At 47.9% G+C, this 16,381-nt stretch carries 16 protein-coding genes; 10 read left to right on the top strand and 6 right to left on the bottom strand.

The annotated features are described in order from the left end of the window. Positions 1-217 precede the first annotated feature (217 nt). Complete coding sequence (locus V7S65_RS01425; protein WP_336386457.1) at positions 218-2,320, top strand: TonB-dependent receptor; 2,103 nt, start codon at positions 218-220, stop codon at positions 2,318-2,320. Here the strand turns inward: V7S65_RS01425 and V7S65_RS01420 are convergent. After that, positions 2,317-3,060 carry an alpha/beta hydrolase gene (locus tag V7S65_RS01420; protein WP_111580009.1) on the bottom strand — a complete coding sequence of 248 codons (744 nt, stop codon included), beginning with the start codon at positions 3,058-3,060 and terminating at the stop codon, positions 2,317-2,319. The genes V7S65_RS01425 and V7S65_RS01420 overlap by 4 nt on opposite strands. A 57-nt stretch (positions 3,061-3,117) precedes the next feature. Between V7S65_RS01420 and V7S65_RS01415 the strand changes: the two genes are divergently transcribed. Genes V7S65_RS01415 through V7S65_RS01395 form a run of 5 tightly spaced genes read left to right on the top strand, consistent with a single transcriptional unit; the run spans position 3,118 to position 8,203 of the window. Continuing rightward, positions 3,118-3,825: an alpha/beta fold hydrolase gene (locus V7S65_RS01415; protein ID WP_111580008.1), complete on the top strand. Its 708-nt coding sequence runs from the start codon at positions 3,118-3,120 to the stop codon at positions 3,823-3,825. A gap of 5 nt (positions 3,826-3,830) precedes the next feature. Then, positions 3,831-4,898, top strand: coding sequence for an ATP-grasp domain-containing protein (locus V7S65_RS01410; RefSeq protein WP_336386458.1), 1,068 nt, complete (start codon positions 3,831-3,833; stop codon positions 4,896-4,898). A 54-nt stretch (positions 4,899-4,952) separates the two neighbouring features. Continuing rightward, positions 4,953-6,053 (top strand): carboxylate-amine ligase, encoded by a 1,101-nt coding sequence (locus tag V7S65_RS01405; RefSeq protein ID WP_079468580.1) that lies wholly within the window; start codon positions 4,953-4,955, stop codon positions 6,051-6,053. A 37-nt stretch (positions 6,054-6,090) separates the two neighbouring features. Continuing rightward, positions 6,091-6,987 (top strand): type 1 glutamine amidotransferase, encoded by an 897-nt coding sequence (locus tag V7S65_RS01400; protein ID WP_079468581.1) that lies wholly within the window; start codon positions 6,091-6,093, stop codon positions 6,985-6,987. A 10-nt stretch (positions 6,988-6,997) separates the two neighbouring features. Continuing rightward, positions 6,998-8,203 carry a hypothetical protein gene (locus V7S65_RS01395; protein ID WP_336386459.1) on the top strand — a complete coding sequence of 402 codons (1,206 nt, stop codon included), beginning with the start codon at positions 6,998-7,000 and terminating at the stop codon, positions 8,201-8,203. 41 nt (positions 8,204-8,244) lie between these two features. Here the strand turns inward: V7S65_RS01395 and V7S65_RS01390 are convergent, their stop codons facing one another. Continuing rightward, positions 8,245-8,997, bottom strand: coding sequence for a hypothetical protein (locus V7S65_RS01390; protein WP_336386460.1), 753 nt, complete (start codon positions 8,995-8,997; stop codon positions 8,245-8,247). A gap of 165 nt (positions 8,998-9,162) precedes the next feature. On the opposite strand from V7S65_RS01390, the gene V7S65_RS01385 reads away from it, so the two are divergent. Further along, entirely contained in the window at positions 9,163-10,296 is a 1,134-nt protein-coding gene (locus tag V7S65_RS01385) for a hypothetical protein (RefSeq protein ID WP_336386461.1), read from the top strand. A 49-nt stretch (positions 10,297-10,345) separates the two neighbouring features. Further along, a complete protein-coding gene (locus tag V7S65_RS01380; RefSeq protein ID WP_079468585.1) occupies positions 10,346-10,741 on the top strand; it encodes a RidA family protein in 396 nt (131 codons plus the stop codon). Positions 10,742-10,808: 67 nt separating this feature from the next. Here the strand turns inward: V7S65_RS01380 and V7S65_RS01375 are convergent, their stop codons facing one another. From V7S65_RS01375 to V7S65_RS01360, 4 genes are all read right to left on the bottom strand, one after another. Beyond that, complete coding sequence (locus V7S65_RS01375) at positions 10,809-11,114, bottom strand: rhodanese-like domain-containing protein (RefSeq protein WP_079468586.1); 306 nt, start codon at positions 11,112-11,114, stop codon at positions 10,809-10,811. Between the two features lie 34 nt (positions 11,115-11,148). Continuing rightward, positions 11,149-11,967, bottom strand: coding sequence for a PASTA domain-containing protein (locus tag V7S65_RS01370; RefSeq protein ID WP_079468587.1), 819 nt, complete (start codon positions 11,965-11,967; stop codon positions 11,149-11,151). Between the two features lie 26 nt (positions 11,968-11,993). Then, positions 11,994-12,980, bottom strand: a complete 987-nt coding sequence (locus tag V7S65_RS01365; protein WP_336386462.1) for a D-alanine--D-alanine ligase — start codon at positions 12,978-12,980, stop codon at positions 11,994-11,996. A gap of 147 nt (positions 12,981-13,127) precedes the next feature. Next, positions 13,128-13,475 (bottom strand): 4Fe-4S dicluster domain-containing protein, encoded by a 348-nt coding sequence (locus V7S65_RS01360; protein WP_079468589.1) that lies wholly within the window; start codon positions 13,473-13,475, stop codon positions 13,128-13,130. Positions 13,476-13,569: 94 nt separating this feature from the next. Here V7S65_RS01360 and V7S65_RS01355 point away from each other — a divergent pair, with 94 nt between their 5' ends. Together V7S65_RS01355 and V7S65_RS01350 are read left to right on the top strand one after the other, a co-directional pair. Further along, on the top strand, positions 13,570-14,568 hold the full coding sequence (locus tag V7S65_RS01355; RefSeq protein WP_079468590.1) for an acyl-CoA reductase: 999 nt from the start codon (positions 13,570-13,572) through the stop codon (positions 14,566-14,568). Between the two features lie 236 nt (positions 14,569-14,804). Beyond that, entirely contained in the window at positions 14,805-16,379 is a 1,575-nt protein-coding gene (locus tag V7S65_RS01350) for a trypsin-like peptidase domain-containing protein (RefSeq protein ID WP_079468591.1), read from the top strand. Positions 16,380-16,381: the final 2 nt, after the last annotated feature.

The following is a 16,381-nucleotide window of genomic DNA, read 5'->3' as shown; positions in this document are numbered from 1 at the left end:
GATGATCTACTTCTCCCGGAAGGAAATTTAAAACCCCTTCCCTCCCCCAAATTTTTCCCGATTGCGTAAATCAATGGCCATCCTTTTACCTAATTTCGCCCCCGTAAATAATTCAGCCAATACGCAAATAAAAAGGCAACACACTGCTATACGCCACATGCTACACAAAAAAATATGCCTCCTGCTACTCTCCGGCTGCGGAATAACCGCTCCTCTGATGGCACAACAGAAAAATACCACCAACCATAAAAAAGATACACTGGGTGAACCAAGAGCACTGGGAGAAATTGTAGTATCTGCCAGCCGCAAGCCGGTAACACTGGATAACGTTCCTTCTTCCGTAACCGTTATCACCCGGAAGACGCTGGAAAATGACATGACTGTAAATACAGATGTAACGGATATCCTCGCACGGGAAGTACCCGGCCTGGCGCCCGGTACACAAACCAACAGTAACGTAGGACAATCCCTCCGTGGCCGCTCCGTACTCATCATGATCGACGGCGTTCCGCAATCCACCCCCCTCCGCAACGGGGAAGTGGATATGCGCTCCATTGACCCATCCGTTCTGGAAAGGGTGGATGTGCTGAAAGGCGCTACCGCCATCTATGGCAACGGCGCTACCGGCGGCCTGATCAACTACATCACGGTTACGCCCAAAGAAGATAAAATATTATCCGGTAAAACGATGATCAATGCCACCGGCTCACTCACCAGTATTAAAAACAGTGTGGGCGGCCGTTTGAACCAGGTATTACAGGGAAAATACAAGAAGTTCGATTACATCGTGAGCGGTGTGGCAGAACAAACCGGCGAATTTAAAGACGCGAAAGGCAAGCTGGTTGGCCCTAACTACAGTTTGGGTGAAACAGACAGCTACAACGCCTTTGCGAAAGTTGGCTACCAGGTAAACAGCCGTCAGCGTATACAGCTGATGTACAACTACTACCGCAGCCAGCAGAACTCCCACTACAACCTCGTGAACGGCGATATCGCCAAAGGCATCCCTGCCTCCGGTGTATTGGGTACGCCCGCCGGCGTGGCCACCGGGCCGAGAGGAAATCAAACCCTGCACCTCCTCTACCAGGCCGACAGCCTGATTGGCGGCACCTCTCTCACGGCAGATGCGTACTATGAATCAAGGGATGATATCTTTTATGTGTCGTTTGGCCGCTTTGAAGGTGGCGATGGACAGTCCCATACCATCGATAAGAAAAAAGGCTTGCGGTTAATGTTTAACTCCCCGCTGTCCAACAAAACTGCTTTTAACGGAACACTCTCTTATGGTGCTGACCTGTTGAACAACGTTACTTCACAGCCGCTGGTAGACGGCAGGATATGGGTACCGGAGATGAATATGCTGAACTATGCACCATTTGCGGAAACACAGTGGTCGCTCTGGCAAAACCTGATCGTGAAAGCCGGTGTGCGCGTGGAAAGAGTCAGGGTAAGTGTGGATGATTACACCACTCTTCAGCTTACTAACGCCAACGGCACTACAAGCGCGCCGAGCATAGCAGTAAAAGGCGGCGACCTGGATTATACAGCTACTTTATTTAATGCCGGTATCCGCTACAACCGCCTGCCGGCATTCATGCCCTACTTTAGTTTTTCACAGGGCTTCTCCGTGTCTGACATAGGCTTGGCGCTGCGCGATGCGAAAGTAAACGATATTAAAAAGATCAATACAGAAGCAGTACTGGTGAATAACTATGAACTGGGTTTTGTGAGCGAATATAAAAAGCTTCGCTTTGAGTTAAGCGGATTTATCAGCACCTCCAAACTGGGTGCAGACATGATCTTTGACCCTAACACCGATCTGTTCAATGTAAGCAGAACCCCCGAACGTGTATATGGTTTTGAAGCGTCGCTGCAATACCAGGTGCTGCATAACCTCGATATCAGCGCCAGTTACAGCTACCTCGAAGGAAAAGCCGATACCGCCAAAACAGGCGGCAGCTATAATGTATACCTGAATGGCAGAAGGATTGCTCCTCCAAAAGTAACCGGCAGCATCGGCTACCGCCCGGTGCCGGAGCTGGAAGTACGACTGCAGTACATGGGCGTAAATGGCCGGAACCGTTTTGAGAAAAATGCCAAAGGCGTTTACAATGGTAACGAAGGAAAACTATCTGCGTACAACCTGGTGAATTTCAATGCCAGCTATAAAGTGGCGCCCCGTACCCTGCTTACACTGGGTATTGATAACCTCTTCAACGAAGATTATTTCCCGGCACGCGCCCAGTGGTTTATGCAGCCAGGGTTTTATTCCAAAGGAAAAGGCGCCTCCTTTAATATAGGCATCGCCGTTAATTACTAATAAAAGAAAGGTAATTGTAAGAAGAGATCCATAGCGGTTTTCCAGGTGGCCATATCATGCCGGCCACCTGGAATCTCCAGGTAAAAAATATCCTTGTCCGGTTTGTAGCCCTTTTGTAATAACTCCTTTATCAGGTCCCGGGTATCATCGATACTGTCAATCACCCCATTGTTATTCCTGTCGGCCGTTTCATCGGCGGTACCACATTCAAAGAAAAACTGCTGCCCCGGATGATAGCTGCCTGCGCGGATCAGCTGGTGCATAATGCGATGCGTATCATCCCGGTATCCCGCTCCCAGCGCCTTACTACGCCACCATAATGAACCCGAGAAAACACCGGCCAACTGGAAAAGGTCCGGGTGATGCCACACAATATCCAATGCCGATAAGCCTCCCAGGGAAAAGCCTGCAAAGGCGCGCTGCACGATACGCATATCCGGATACTGTTGTTGCAGGAATGGCAGCAACTCCGCAATAATGAAGCGGGTATAGCTTTCTGCCAGCTGGCCCTGCCCCATATAATCCGGTACGCCGGCGGTGCCATAAACAGCTTTCCGGTCGGCATCCGCATAAATGCCTACTGCCAGTACAGTGGCCGGCAGCGCCGGTAATAACCCGGAAAGTTCCTGACCATCATTTACCAGTAAAAGTATATGGGGAGATGTACCGGTGAAGTAGCTATCCAGCTGCACTCTGCGCGCCAGATGCGCAGAATTGATATAATGTTGACGTATTTGCACCGGAACAATTTACCAATAAACCAATAATCTTTTTTAAATTTAACTAAACACTTTCCCGTGACCGAAAACTATTTAAAATGGCATTCTCCCAACCTGGGAAAGGAATTTGAGATGTTGGTATACGGCGATAGCGGGTACCCGTTGCTCCTGTTCCCTACCTCTATGGGGCGTTACTATGAAAGCAAGGACTTTGGCCTGATTGAAGCCCTCCGCTGGTTTATTGAAGAAGGAAGAATTAAAGTGTATTGCCCCGACAGTATTGATGCACTCAGCTGGTATAATAAAAATATTCCCCCGGAACAAAGAGCGTATAATCATACCTGTTACGACAAGCTCCTCATGGAAGAAATACTGCCCCGCATTGTTACCGAAACAGGGCATCAGCGGATAGTGGCTGCGGGCTGCAGCTTCGGCGGTTATCACGCCGCCAACTTCGCCTTCCGGCATCCGGACCGTGTTTCTTATTTATTCAGCCTGAGCGGGATCTTCGATATTAAATTCCGCATGGACGGACACTACGACGACAACGTTTACTATAATAACCCGGCCGATTATGTGCCGGAAAACCAGCATGCAGACCTCTGGCGCATGGGTATTGTACTGGGCGTGGCAGACAGGGATGTAACCCGGCCACAAAACGAACTGTTGTCCGGTATACTTACCGGCAAAAAAATAGCCCACTGGCTGGATATCCGCCCGCAAACCATCCACGACTGGCCGGTATGGCGGGAAATGCTGCCGCATTATGTTTCACTTATCAAGTAAGCACCATGAAAAAAATCGGGATTCTCTTCGGGCAGGAAAACACTTTTCCACAGGCATTTGTAGACCGTGTAAACCGCATTAACCCTCCCGGCATCTTTGCGGAATTTGTGACCATCGACAAAGTAATGCAGGGCGCCGATCCGGGCTATGCCGTTATCGTAGACCGTATTTCGCAGGATGTACCCTTCTACCGGTCTTACCTGAAAAATGCCGCAGCTGCCGGCACCGCGGTAATCAATAACCCTTTCTGGTGGAGCGCCGACGATAAGTTTTTTAATAACGCCCTGGCGGAAAAGATCGGCGTAAATGTGCCGCGCACCGTACTGCTGCCTTCCTATAAACTGCCGGACGATACCACCGATAAATCATTCCGCAACCTGATTTATCCGTTCGACTGGAACAGCATTTTTGAATACGTTAGCTTCCCGGCATACATGAAACCCTACGCCGGTGGCGGATGGAAACATGTATACCGCGTAGAGGATAAGGATGATTTCTTTCATAAACACAGTGAAACAGGTCAGCTGGTAATGATGTTGCAGGAAGAAATAGACTTCAGCCAGTATTACCGCTGTTTTTGCATAGGCGGTAAAGACGTGCGGATTATGCCGTATAATCCCAAACACGCACCACATCAGCGTTACCAGGCCGATTATGAACCCAGCGCCGAACTAGCCGCCCGCATCACAGAACAGGTGCTTACCCTTCACCAGCACCTGGGATACGATTTCAATACCGTGGAAATAGCCGTACGCAGCGATGTGCCCTACGCCATTGATTTCTGCAACCCTGCACCCGATGCCGATATTCACTCCATTGGCGCCGAACATTTTGAATGGGTAGTGGAAACCAGCGCCCGGTACGCCATAGAAAGGGCTATCGCACAAAAGCCGGGAAAAGACAATCTCACCTGGGGAAAATTTGTACATCCCGGCCGGGCAAAAGCAAAAACTGTAGCTGCTGTTGAGAAAAAGAAAACCGCCGCTCCCAAAGCAAAGAAAACCGCTCCCGAAAAGGAGAAAAAGACGGCCGCTAAAAAAAGCCCCGCCAAAAAACAACAAAAAGAAAAATGAAACCGTTTTACTGCCCTACATTTGTAGATAGCATTAAAGCTAAAAGCTAACAACATGTTTAAGGCGTTCACGCTGGGGATCGAGGAAGAGTATATGGTAATGGACCCCGTTACCCGGGAACTAAGATCACATGAACAAAAAATAGTAGAACAGGCGCATAAGGTGATCAACGACCAGGTAAAAGCGGAGTTTCACCAGGCTGTAGTGGAAGTAGGAACACAGATCTGTGCGGATATACACGAGGCGCGGAAAGATGTAGCCTACCTGCGCCGCACCATTGCACAAATAGCCGGCGACCTGGGATTTAGTATAGGCGCTTCCGGTACCCACCCCTTCAGTAAATGGGAAAAACAACTCATCACAGATCATCCCCGCTATTTTGAAATAGTGAATGAAATGCAGGACGCCGCCCGCTCCAACCTGATCTTTGGTTTGCACGTGCACGTAGGCATGGAAAACAGGGAGATGGCCATTCACATCGCCAATTCCGTCCGGTATTTCCTCCCGCATATTTTTGCACTGAGCACCAACTCCCCCTTCTGGGAAGGACGCAATACCGGCTTCAAATCGTTCCGTACAAAGGTTTTTGATAAATTTCCCCGGACCGGTATTCCCGATTATTTTGCCAGCATAGAAGAATACGACAACTATATCAAACTGCTGGTAAAAACTAATTGTATCGATAACGCTAAAAAAGTATGGTGGGATTTAAGGGTGCATCCCTTCTTTAACACCGTGGAATTCCGCGTTTGTGATGTGCCGCTCACCCTCGACGACACCATCATGATAGCTGGCCTTTTCCAGGCAGTATGTGCAAAGATCTATAAGCTGCGGATGCAGAATCTCAATTTCATTATCTATAACCGCGCCCTGATCAATGAAAATAAATGGAGAGCCTCCCGCTATGGGATTGATGGCTACCTGATTGATTTTGGTAAGGAGATGGAAGTAAATACGCGGGCACTTATCTCCGAACTGCTCGACTTTATTGACGACGTAGTAGATGACCTCGGCAGCCGTGATATTATTGCCGCTACTACCCGGTTGCTGGAAAACGGCACCGGCGCAGATAAGCAATTGCAGGTATATGCCGATACCAACGACCTTGTAGCGGTAACGGATTTTATCCAGGAACAATTCCTGTTGGGCTGTTAGTCCCTCCTGTAAAATAAATTTCGCGTAATTTTGTGGCATGCATCCAATTAAAAATAGCTGGAAGGTGGCTGTGCTGGATATGTATGAGGGTGTTCCCAATGAAGGGATGCGCTGTATCCGTGAAATATTGGCTAAATATGCCAGCATGCATGCCCTGGACCTGCAGTTTGATGAGTTTGAAGTAAGGCAGCAAATACAGGTTCCTGATACCTCCTATGACATATATATTTCCACGGGCGGCCCCGGCAGCCCGGTGGCCAGTGAAGGCAGCGACTGGGAAACCGCTTACTTTTCCCTGATAGAAAGCCTCCTGGAATGGAACCGTACCAACGAAAAGAAAAAGCCCGTCTTTTTTATCTGCCACTCCTACCAGCTCATGTGCCGCTATTATAAACTGGGAAATGTATGCAGGCGGAAATCGCCCGCATTTGGCGTATTCCCCGTGCATAAAACCGCTGCAGGCATGCAGGAAAAGGTATTCAGCGCACTCCCCGATCCTTTTTACATTGTGGATAGCCGCGACTGGCAGGTGATTGAACTGGATTATGAAAATCTCCAGGCAATGGGCGGATACGTTATTGCGCTGGAAAAAGAACGGCCGCATGTTCCACTGGAACGCGCCACCATGGCCATCCGATTTAATGAACACTTTATTGGTACACAGTTCCACCCGGAAGCCGATGCGGCTGGTATGCACATGTACCTCCTCCAGGAAGAAAAGAAAAAACAGGTAGTAAAGCATCACGGCCTGGAAAAATATAACAGCATGATCCGCCAGCTTACTGATCCCGGCAGGATTATGCTTACACACGACCGGTTTATTACTGCATTCCTCGACTATGCTATTTATGGCCGGCTGTCGGATAGGCTGGCGGCCATTGAACGGCTGGTGCAGGTTGCGGCGCATCATGATAACGAGCACTCGTTCTTCTAATTAAAAACTTATGATTCCTGCTGTCAGAAAAGCATATAATCAACAATTTACCCCAGCGCAATACCAGGCTTTTTTAACAGGTATTGCGGCTGACACCGGCGTGGCGCCTGCTTTCAGGGTGGCCGAAACCCCAGTGTTTGTACCGGCAGCTCTCAGCAGTAAACTGGTGCAGGCATGCGAGGAAATAGTGGATGTATTGCTTCGCCCCGACTTTAAAACCATTACCCGCGATGCTATTCCACCTACACTGAAAGTGCCGCATGAAAATGAGCATCCCCATTTTATTGTAATCGATTTTGCGGTTTGCAAAGCCGCAGATGATTCATTGGTACCCCAGCTTATTGAATTGCAGGGATTCCCTACCATGATGGCTTTCCAGGAAGTAATGGCCCGTCGTTTTAAAACGCATTTCAATATACCGGATACGCTCAGTAATTTTTTCAACGGACTGGATGAAGCAGCCTATTACCAGCTGTTGCGTGAAATGATCATTGGCCCCTATGCGCCGGAAGAAGTAATACTGCTGGAAGTAAAGCCGGAAGAGCAAAAGACGCGGATTGATTTTTACAGCACCGAAAAAAATCTGGATATCCCCACCATTTGCTTAACCTCGCTGATACAGGAAGGCAAACAGTTATTTTACCTGAAAGACGGTGTAAAAACCCGTGTACGCCGTATTTATAACCGGATCATTTTCGACGACCTGCAACGCCAGGCCGCAAATCTTGATACACACGTAAATCTTTTCCAGGAACTGGACGTGGAGTGGATCACGCACCCCAACTGGTTTTACCGCATCAGTAAGTACATCATGCCGTTTATTCACAGTGAATATGTACCAAAAAGCTGGTTCCTGCATGAGTTACCGGTGGTACCTGCCGACCTTGAAAATTATGTATTGAAACCACTCTTCTCCTTTGCCGGACAAGGGGTATTGATAGATGTTACTCCCGAAGATATTGATGGGATCAAAGATCCTGAGAACTGGATATTACAGCATAAAGTGAAATATGCGCCTGCCGTGGAAACGCCTACCGGTCCGGCTATCTGCGAAATACGCATGATCTATATCTGGCAGGATGGTGCTGCGCGGCCAATGCTGGTGCATAATCTGGCCCGGATCAGCAAAGGCAAAATGATAGGTGTAGGATTTAACAGCAAAGATACCTGGGTAGGTGGCAGCTGTTGCTTTTTTGAATTCGGCGATCCAAAATAAATAACAGGAAAGCGGCTACTGTAACCGCTTTCCTGTTAGCACTAAAACTCAAATTCTTCAATCAGCGGTCCGGTGGTGTACTCATTCTTTTTCCCCACCCCGATAGCCAGTTCCTGGTTCCCGCTGTTTTTAACGATCAGGAAAGGCTGACCATATTTCTGTTTACCGGCAAAAATTACGGCAATATCTGTACAGGAATAAACGTCTTCGTTAGTCAGCGTAATTTCCTTGTTGTTGTCCAGCACATTTTCCGTTTTTTTATTTTCCTTCCGGAGATGTAATTTTCTTCCTACATACTGCCGCTTCAACCATTCGTAGTTACCGTTAATAATAACCGGTGTGTTAGAAAGATTGTCTTCAGGCACCTGGTAAAGCAGGAGTTTCCGGTCTTCATCCCGCAGCGTAAAAATCAGCGTGGACGTACCTTCCAGGTTTCTACGGTCGTAGTCAACGATCATGAATGTTTTATTCTCTATCGCCTTGTAGGGCGTATAAAAATGTCCGCCTTTGAGTACACTTTTATACGGCACTTCCACTACGGCTTTCATTTTAAGGTTATCCAGCAGGGTGTCTTCTTTATTTCTCACGGAGCGTCTGGGGTTCAGTTTCAGGAAAGTGATCTCCTGTCCTACCAGTGTTAGCTGGGCGATATCCGGTGTAAGATGCTGAAAGGCAATGCTGCTGTCGTAAGGAACTAAAGTCGGCTTCTTCTCGGTATCCCTGTATTTGATCTGGGCGGTAGCGCTGAAGGAGGCTGCCATTCCCAGGCACAAGGCTAAATGTTTCAATTTCATATACACTAAAATATTGGCAAAGATATATTGTTTCGGTGCTGCACCTGACACAGCAATTTGTTAAAAAATATAACGGAGAGTTTGCAAATACATTGCGTAGTGCGCTTTTATCTTTGGTATAAATATTTACTTTTATGTAAATATGTCAACTTAATACCTATCCTTATGTTTAGTAACCTGGCCATAGATGTGGCGCTTGGCCTTATTTTCATTTACCTGCTATACAGTTTGCTGGCCTCTGTGGTGCAGGAACTGGTTGCCAGGATCTTCAATTCCAGGGCGCGGCTGTTAACGAAAGGGTTGCGCCGGATGCTGGAGGAAGATGATCACAGTAAAGACCTGGGCTGGTTTGGGAAGTTTACTTTCTTTAACTGGTTTTATGAACTGGGGTGGAGCGTAGTATATTTCTTTGAGCCTTTCCGGAAGAATCCTTTCCTTAAAAAGTTTTACAGCACGCCTTCCATCCGGAACCTGGGGGAAAACAGCGCCACTTCCCGCCCGGCCTATATCAGTCCGCAGATCTTTTCCCAAACAATGGTACACCTGCTACGCGGCAGTGTGCAGGAGCATAAAGGCACCGATGCCCAGGCTATCAAAGCTGCGCTGACGCATAACTACCTGCACCTGGTACCGGATACGAGGGAGCACCTGTTGCAATTGTTTGAAGATGCCGGGCATAATACAGCAGCCTTCCGGATCAATATGGAAGGCTGGTTCAACGAAACCATGACCCGGGCCAGCGGCTGGTACCGGAAGCAAACGCAAACCTGGTTGTTATGCATGGGTATTGCCATTGCAGCATTGTTTAACGTGGATTCCATTGCCATAGCGCGGATCCTGATGAAAGACAAAAATGTAAGATCACAGATGGTGCAGCTGGCAGCCAGCAGGGCGCCGGGTTATACCGCTATCACTGATACGCTTATACGTAAAAACGTGCTGCATAAAGACAGTGCCTTTTTCCGGGCGGATACTTCCGTTCGCATACTGGTGAGCGATACCTCCCTGCTCGGCGTATATGCCCTGCTACGCAGCGATGCCGGCGATGCGGCGAATGTGCTGGGCATCAGCCGGGCCTGTGTTACCGATACTACCGGCGGACATATCACCATGCGTTGCGGCTATACGCATCCTTTCCAGCAAAACGGCTGGCTGGTTTTCGCCGGCTGGTGCATTACCGCGCTGGCAATATCGCTGGGAGCGCCCTTCTGGTTCGATTTACTGGGCAAAGTGGTGAAATTCAGAACTACACAGCCCCCGGCAGATGCCCCCGGCAGTAACACCGCTGCCACACACTAAAGAAGATGTTGTAGATTTGTGTATCTCCTCATCTTTCTAAAAAACAGCTATGAAACGCACCAATTATTCCTCCGGCGCACTCTGGGAAGGAAAAGTAGGTTACTCCCGTGCGGTAAGGGTAGGCAATGTAATTGAAGTATCCGGCACCGTAGCATCCGATAACGACAAGGTGGTAGCAGAAGGTAACGCCTATGAACAAACGAAATTTGCCCTGGCAAAAATAGAGTCAGCGCTGATCAACGCCGGCGCCACCCTGCATGATGTGGTACGTACCCGGATGTTTGTAACAGATATCTCCAGGTGGGAAGAATACGGAAGGGCGCATGGGGAGTTCTTTAAAAGCATCAAACCAGCTACCTCTATGGTGGAAGTAAGTAAACTGATTGATCCCCGTTACCTGGTGGAGATAGAAGCCACTGCTATTGTAGAGCAGAAAGCGGGATGAAGGGAATACTTCTGCGCTTATTCTTCCCGGCACAAACCGGGCAAACAAGCGCAGAAGGCACTACATCTTATTTATACAGCTCTGTCCATTTCAGCATACCACCTACCAGGTTTTTGGTGTTGGTAAAGCCCATAGAGTCGAGCAACATACATGCCTGCCCGCTGCGGTTACCGCTGCGGCAATACACGATGATTTCCTTGTCTTTCCAGTCCTCAATTTCATCCACCTGCATCTGCTGTACAAAGCCCAAAGGAATATGCGTACCGCCAATGTTGAACTCTGCGCGTTCATGTGGTTCTCTTACGTCTAATATATAAAGTTCTTCACCGTTGTCTATGCGTTGTTTCAGTTCTTCTGCCGTAATGTTTTGCATGTTATTAAGTATTTAAAATCAAATTACATCATTTTCAATTATCCTCTTCAACTGGTTTTGGGGCAGCGGTGCTGTCGGTTACCGGTTTGGTGGCTGATAACCAGAAGTCAACGCTTTCACCGGCTCTTACCATGTTAAAGTCGCCGATTTCATTTTTACGGGTAGGCACCTGTTTAATCACATAGGCGTTTGCCGTATCGGATACACTCGGATCAATGATCACGGTACCTGGATTGAGATTGCTGGCGCTGAGCATTTCACGGGCTTCTGCATAGGTGAGTCCTACAAAGTTAGGCACCGGGTTTTCCACGCTGCCGGTTCCGCTGCTGAGGATCAGGGTGATATTGCTGCCTTCCGCCACTTCGGTGCCGGGCTTTACCTTCCTGCCATTGAGCAGTTGCTGTAATACGGTGTTGGTGGCAAAGTCGGGTTTATAAATGGTATCTCCTACGTTAAGACGCATGCTTTTGAGCATCATTTCAGCGCTGCGGAAGGTAAGTCCTTCGAGGTCCGGCATTTTCACCATAGGCGCCACTGTTTTATTTACGGTCAGGTAAATAGTTCTGCCCACCTTTACCTGCGCTCCCTTGTCGGGTGTTTGTGCATACACTGCCAGGGGAGGAATAGAATCGATATAAATAGAATCTCTTACATCGGCTTCAAAGCCGGCTTTCTCCAGCAACTCAATGGCTTCCTTTATATTTTTTCCATGAACATCCGGTACGGTTTGCTGCTGTCCATGTTTGGTGATGAAACCCAGCATGGAGAAAAACAACAGGGCCAGGGCAAAAAACATTACAATAACCGCCAGCAGATTAAATAAAAAAGAGCGTTTGGTAATAAAGTCGAACACGATAATTATATTAAGTGTGATAATCCTTACTTCAGGCTTTCTTCCAAAAGCAGGCCATAAAATTCCGTCAGCGTTTTTCCTGCAGCCCTTACCTGCTGGGGAACCAGGCTGTTTTCAGACTGCCCGGGCATTGTATTTATCTCCAGGAAATATAATTTCCCGGTACTTTCTTCATATATAAAGTCTACCCGTACAATGCCTTTACAATTCAGTTTGTTGTAAATAACAGTAGATATTTCCTGTACCTGGCGGGCAATATCGTCCGTTATGGGTGCAGGGGTAATTTCGTTGGATACGCCCGGGGTATACTTCGCTTCGTAGTCGAAGAACTCCTTGTTGCTCACTACTTCCGTGATAGGCAGCACGGTAATGGCGTTGTTGGCACGAAACAGCCCCATCGTCAGTTCCCGGCCTTTGATAAACTCTTCGATCAGGATCTGGGTGTCTTCCTTAAAGGCTTTATCGATAGCGGGTTGCAGCTCTTCGGCCGTTTTTACTTTCGACATACCGATGCTGCTGCCGCCTTCTGCCGGCTTTACGAACACGGGTAAACGCAGTTGCTGCAGTATTTCTGCCGTATTATATGGCTGATGGCGGAAAATATGTACGGATTTAGACACATTCACCACTTTCAGCGCATCTACTACTTTATTGCAATAGCTTTTGTTGAATGTGAGCGCGGAGGTAACCATACCGCAGCTGGTGAACGGAATACCGAGCATTTCGAAGTATCCCTGCAGGCGCCCGTCTTCTCCCGGTGTGCCATGAATACCAATAAATACGGAATCAAAAATGATCTTTTTGCCATTGATGGTTAAGGTAAAATCATTTTTATCTACTTCAATCACCTCTCCATCGGCGCGGGTATGGCTCCAGCTCTCTTTGGTGATAATAATCTTGTATACGTTGTATTTACTGCTATCCAGATTATTTTCAATAGTTACGGCACTTTGTACGGATATCACATATTCTCCGGAATATCCACCGGCGACCAAAGCTATATTCTTCTTCATAAGATGTTTTACTATAAGCGGGTAAAGTTAAAGGTTATTTGTTAATTGTCAAGAGCCACAGCGCTTGCGGGCAGTGGCTGTTCAAATTACATAAAAAAACCGTCCCAGCCAGAGCGGGAACGGTTATTAAGCTTCCTTGAGAATATTTTAAACGTGCAGTTTTGCCTTCTTTTCCATCAGTTCGTCTACGGTTTCCTGGTACATTTCGTCAGGAACGCAGCAATCTACCGGGCAAACCGCCGCACATTGCGGTTCTTCATGAAATCCCTGGCATTCTGTACATTTGTTGGGCACAATATAGTAGGTATCTACACTGATAGGCGCATTTCGCTGGTCAGCATCCAGTACACTACCGTCCATTAATGTATAGGAGCCTTTTACGGTGGTACCATCGGCTAACGCCCATTCAACACCACCCTCATATATCGCATTATTGGGGCATTCCGGTTCGCAGGCGCCACAGTTTATACATTCGTCTGTTATCTTAATTGCCATAGTGTAAACTTTTTGGTTAAGTAGTAAGCCATTAATTTTGTGTGACAAAAATAAAATTTTCCCGGTTTAATTAGGTCATTATTTATATAGTTTCATGAACATAGCAGAAAAAGAAGCCGCATTGGTGCGCCTGGGGCAGTATCTGGCGGATAAGAGCCCGGAATTGGAAGCAGTAAAAGAACGCGCATATATTGCCAATGGTTGGTTTATTCCCCCTTTTATAGACAATGCACTGGATAATATCTCCCGCTATTTCCTCTCCCCTGCCCCTTTACAACAGTGGCTGCAGGGATACCCCAAAGTTACGGAAGAACGGACACCTAAAAACGTGGGGATCGTTTCTGCCGGAAATATTCCCCTGGTAGGCTTCCACGACTGGCTTTGCGGGTTCATCAGCGGCCACCGGGTAAAAATGAAACTTTCCGGGAAAGATGAAATCCTGATGAAACATATCCTGGAAAAGATCGGTGAATGGTATCCGGACCAGGCCAATCAAACGGAAATACAGGACATGCTGAAAAACTGCGACGCCTATATTGCCACCGGCAGCAACAACTCCGCCCGGTATTTCCACTACTATTTTGCCAAATACCCGCACATTATCCGTCATAACCGTACTTCCGCCGCCATCCTTACCGGTAAGGAAACGCCGGAAGAACTGGCTGCCCTGGCTGATGATGTGATGCTGTACTTCGGCCTCGGATGCAGGAACGTTACCAAAATATATGTACCGTTGAACTACGACTTTGCCCCCCTGCTGAAAGCGCTGGAAAAGTATAGCCACCTCGCCGATCATCATAAATACAAAAACAACTACGATTATAACCTGGCCCTGTTGCTGTTGAACAGCAGTCCCTATATGACTAACGGCAGTATCCTGCTGCAGGAAAATACCGGCCTGTTTTCTCCCATCAGTGTTTTACACTATAGTTATTATGTAGATATGGCCCAACTGCAACAGGAGCTTTCCGGGGAAGACGCCGTGCAATGCCTGGTGGGACAACAGTTCACACCGTTCGGCTATGCCCAGCAACCATCTCTCACTGATTACGCAGACGGTGTAGATACCATGAAGTTCCTGCTGGAGTTATAAGAAGGGAGGGCGCTCCCCTCCTAACAATTTGTCGCAATTACTTGTTATATTGACAGGCGGGCTGCCATGCCTGTCAGTGGGGTATTAAGCCGTGTTTAACGATTGATATAAAAATGTGTTAAAGTAAATCCCCCCTGTTGCGTTTGATTCATGACGCGAATTAAATTTGTAGTCAGGGCATGTAAATTGATCATATCCCGGCGTTATTATTAATTATCACGCAAACACACTATAATATGAAATTCAAGCAAATTGTTACGACTGTTCTTATCAGTGCTGTAACGGCAGCTGCCTCCATATTTGTGTATGGCAAATATATTCAGCCGAAGCAGCCGATTGTTTTCCAGAATGGTACTGAAATTCCCGTAAACTATGCGCGCTACATGCCGGGTACGGAAGGGAATGCGAATGCCACCCCACCTTCCGACTTTACCACCGCGGCCAAGGCAGCAGTGCCGGGTGTAGTACATATCAAAACAAAGATCAACCCCAGGCAGGTAACCAATGGCAATAACCTGCAAAGAAGACGCAGTATCCTGCAGGACCTTTTTGGAGATGATTTTTTTGGAGATGAATTTAACGGTGGCGGAGATGGCCGCAGGTATTACGTTCCAGGCCAGATGGCTTCCGGTTCCGGCGTACTGATCTCTGCAGATGGTTACATTGTAACCAACAACCACGTAGTTGCAGACGCCGATGAAATCAGCGTTTCCCTCAGCAACGAAAACAAAGTATTCAAAGCAAAAATGATAGGAACCGACCCCAGCACGGATCTGGCGGTTATTAAAATTGACGCCAAAGACCTTCCTTACCTGCTGTACGGCAACTCCGACAATGTGGAAATAGGACAATGGGTACTGGCGGTAGGTTATCCGCTTAACCTGGATGCTACCGTAACAGCGGGTATCGTGAGTGCCAAATCACGCTCTATTGGTATCAACAGAAGCGGCGGCAAAGTGAACAGCGCCATCGAATCCTTTATACAAACGGATGCCGCTGTAAACCAGGGTAACAGCGGTGGCGCACTGGTGAACACTGCCGGCGAACTGGTAGGTATTAACTCTGCGATTGCCTCTCCAACAGGCTCTTATGCAGGTTACTCCTACGCGATCCCGGTAAACCTCATCAAAAAAGTGGTGAACGATATCCTGAAATATGGTAACGTACAACGGGCTTACCTCGGTGTAAGATATGCGCCTTCCTCCCTCATTGCCAATATGAGCGATGAGCAGTTAAAGGATGCCGGTATCAAAAGAGATGTAAACGGCGTACAGGTAACAGATGTGTTGCCCAACAGCTCTGCTGCGGCTGCAGGCATCCGTACCGGTGATGTGATCACTGCAGTGAACGGCGTAAAAATCCCTACCACTTCCCAGCTGAGCGAACAGGTGGCGCGCTACAAACCAGGCGATAAGATCAGTTTAAGCTACCTGCGCGACGGTAAAGAAGTGACCGTGGACAATGTAGTGATGAAGAACCTGAAAGGCAATACGGACCTGGTAAAGGTAACTGCACTGGATCGTTTGGGTGCTGACCTTTCCGAACTTGATAAAGACCAGGCTGCCCGTTTGGGTGTGAATGGCGGTGTAATCGTAAATGATATCGGCAACGGTATCCTGAAAAAACAAACCACAATGGCTCCGGGCTTTGTAATCCTGAAAGCCGGCAATACACAGATCACCTCTGTGGATGAACTCAGCCAGGTGGTGGAAAAACAAAAGAATCTGAAGCTGATAGGTTTCTATCCTGAAAAAGGCGGAAATATCTATTACTATAATATTGCTACCGGCGCTGGCGCCGAAAACCTCTGATC

Source organism: Chitinophaga sp. CCNWYY40, from assembly GCF_037483205.1.
GTDB lineage: Bacteria > Bacteroidota > Bacteroidia > Chitinophagales > Chitinophagaceae > Chitinophaga > Chitinophaga ginsengisegetis.
This window is presented reverse-complemented; position numbering and strand designations above follow the sequence as displayed.

Coding starts and splice junctions, on each gene's coding strand:
- V7S65_RS01425 (WP_336386457.1), top strand. CDS start 218: ATGGCACAACAGAAAAATACCACCAACCATAAAAAAGATACACTGGGT.
- V7S65_RS01410 (WP_336386458.1), top strand. CDS start 3,831: ATGAAAAAAATCGGGATTCTCTTCGGGCAGGAAAACACTTTTCCACAG.
- V7S65_RS01405 (WP_079468580.1), top strand. CDS start 4,953: ATGTTTAAGGCGTTCACGCTGGGGATCGAGGAAGAGTATATGGTAATG.
- V7S65_RS01400 (WP_079468581.1), top strand. CDS start 6,091: ATGCATCCAATTAAAAATAGCTGGAAGGTGGCTGTGCTGGATATGTAT.
- V7S65_RS01395 (WP_336386459.1), top strand. CDS start 6,998: ATGATTCCTGCTGTCAGAAAAGCATATAATCAACAATTTACCCCAGCG.
- V7S65_RS01390 (WP_336386460.1), bottom strand. CDS start 8,997: ATGAAATTGAAACATTTAGCCTTGTGCCTGGGAATGGCAGCCTCCTTC.
- V7S65_RS01385 (WP_336386461.1), top strand. CDS start 9,163: ATGTTTAGTAACCTGGCCATAGATGTGGCGCTTGGCCTTATTTTCATT.
- V7S65_RS01380 (WP_079468585.1), top strand. CDS start 10,346: ATGAAACGCACCAATTATTCCTCCGGCGCACTCTGGGAAGGAAAAGTA.
- V7S65_RS01375 (WP_079468586.1), bottom strand. CDS start 11,114: ATGCAAAACATTACGGCAGAAGAACTGAAACAACGCATAGACAACGGT.
- V7S65_RS01365 (WP_336386462.1), bottom strand. CDS start 12,980: ATGAAGAAGAATATAGCTTTGGTCGCCGGTGGATATTCCGGAGAATAT.
- V7S65_RS01360 (WP_079468589.1), bottom strand. CDS start 13,475: ATGGCAATTAAGATAACAGACGAATGTATAAACTGTGGCGCCTGCGAA.
- V7S65_RS01355 (WP_079468590.1), top strand. CDS start 13,570: ATGAACATAGCAGAAAAAGAAGCCGCATTGGTGCGCCTGGGGCAGTAT.
- V7S65_RS01350 (WP_079468591.1), top strand. CDS start 14,805: ATGAAATTCAAGCAAATTGTTACGACTGTTCTTATCAGTGCTGTAACG.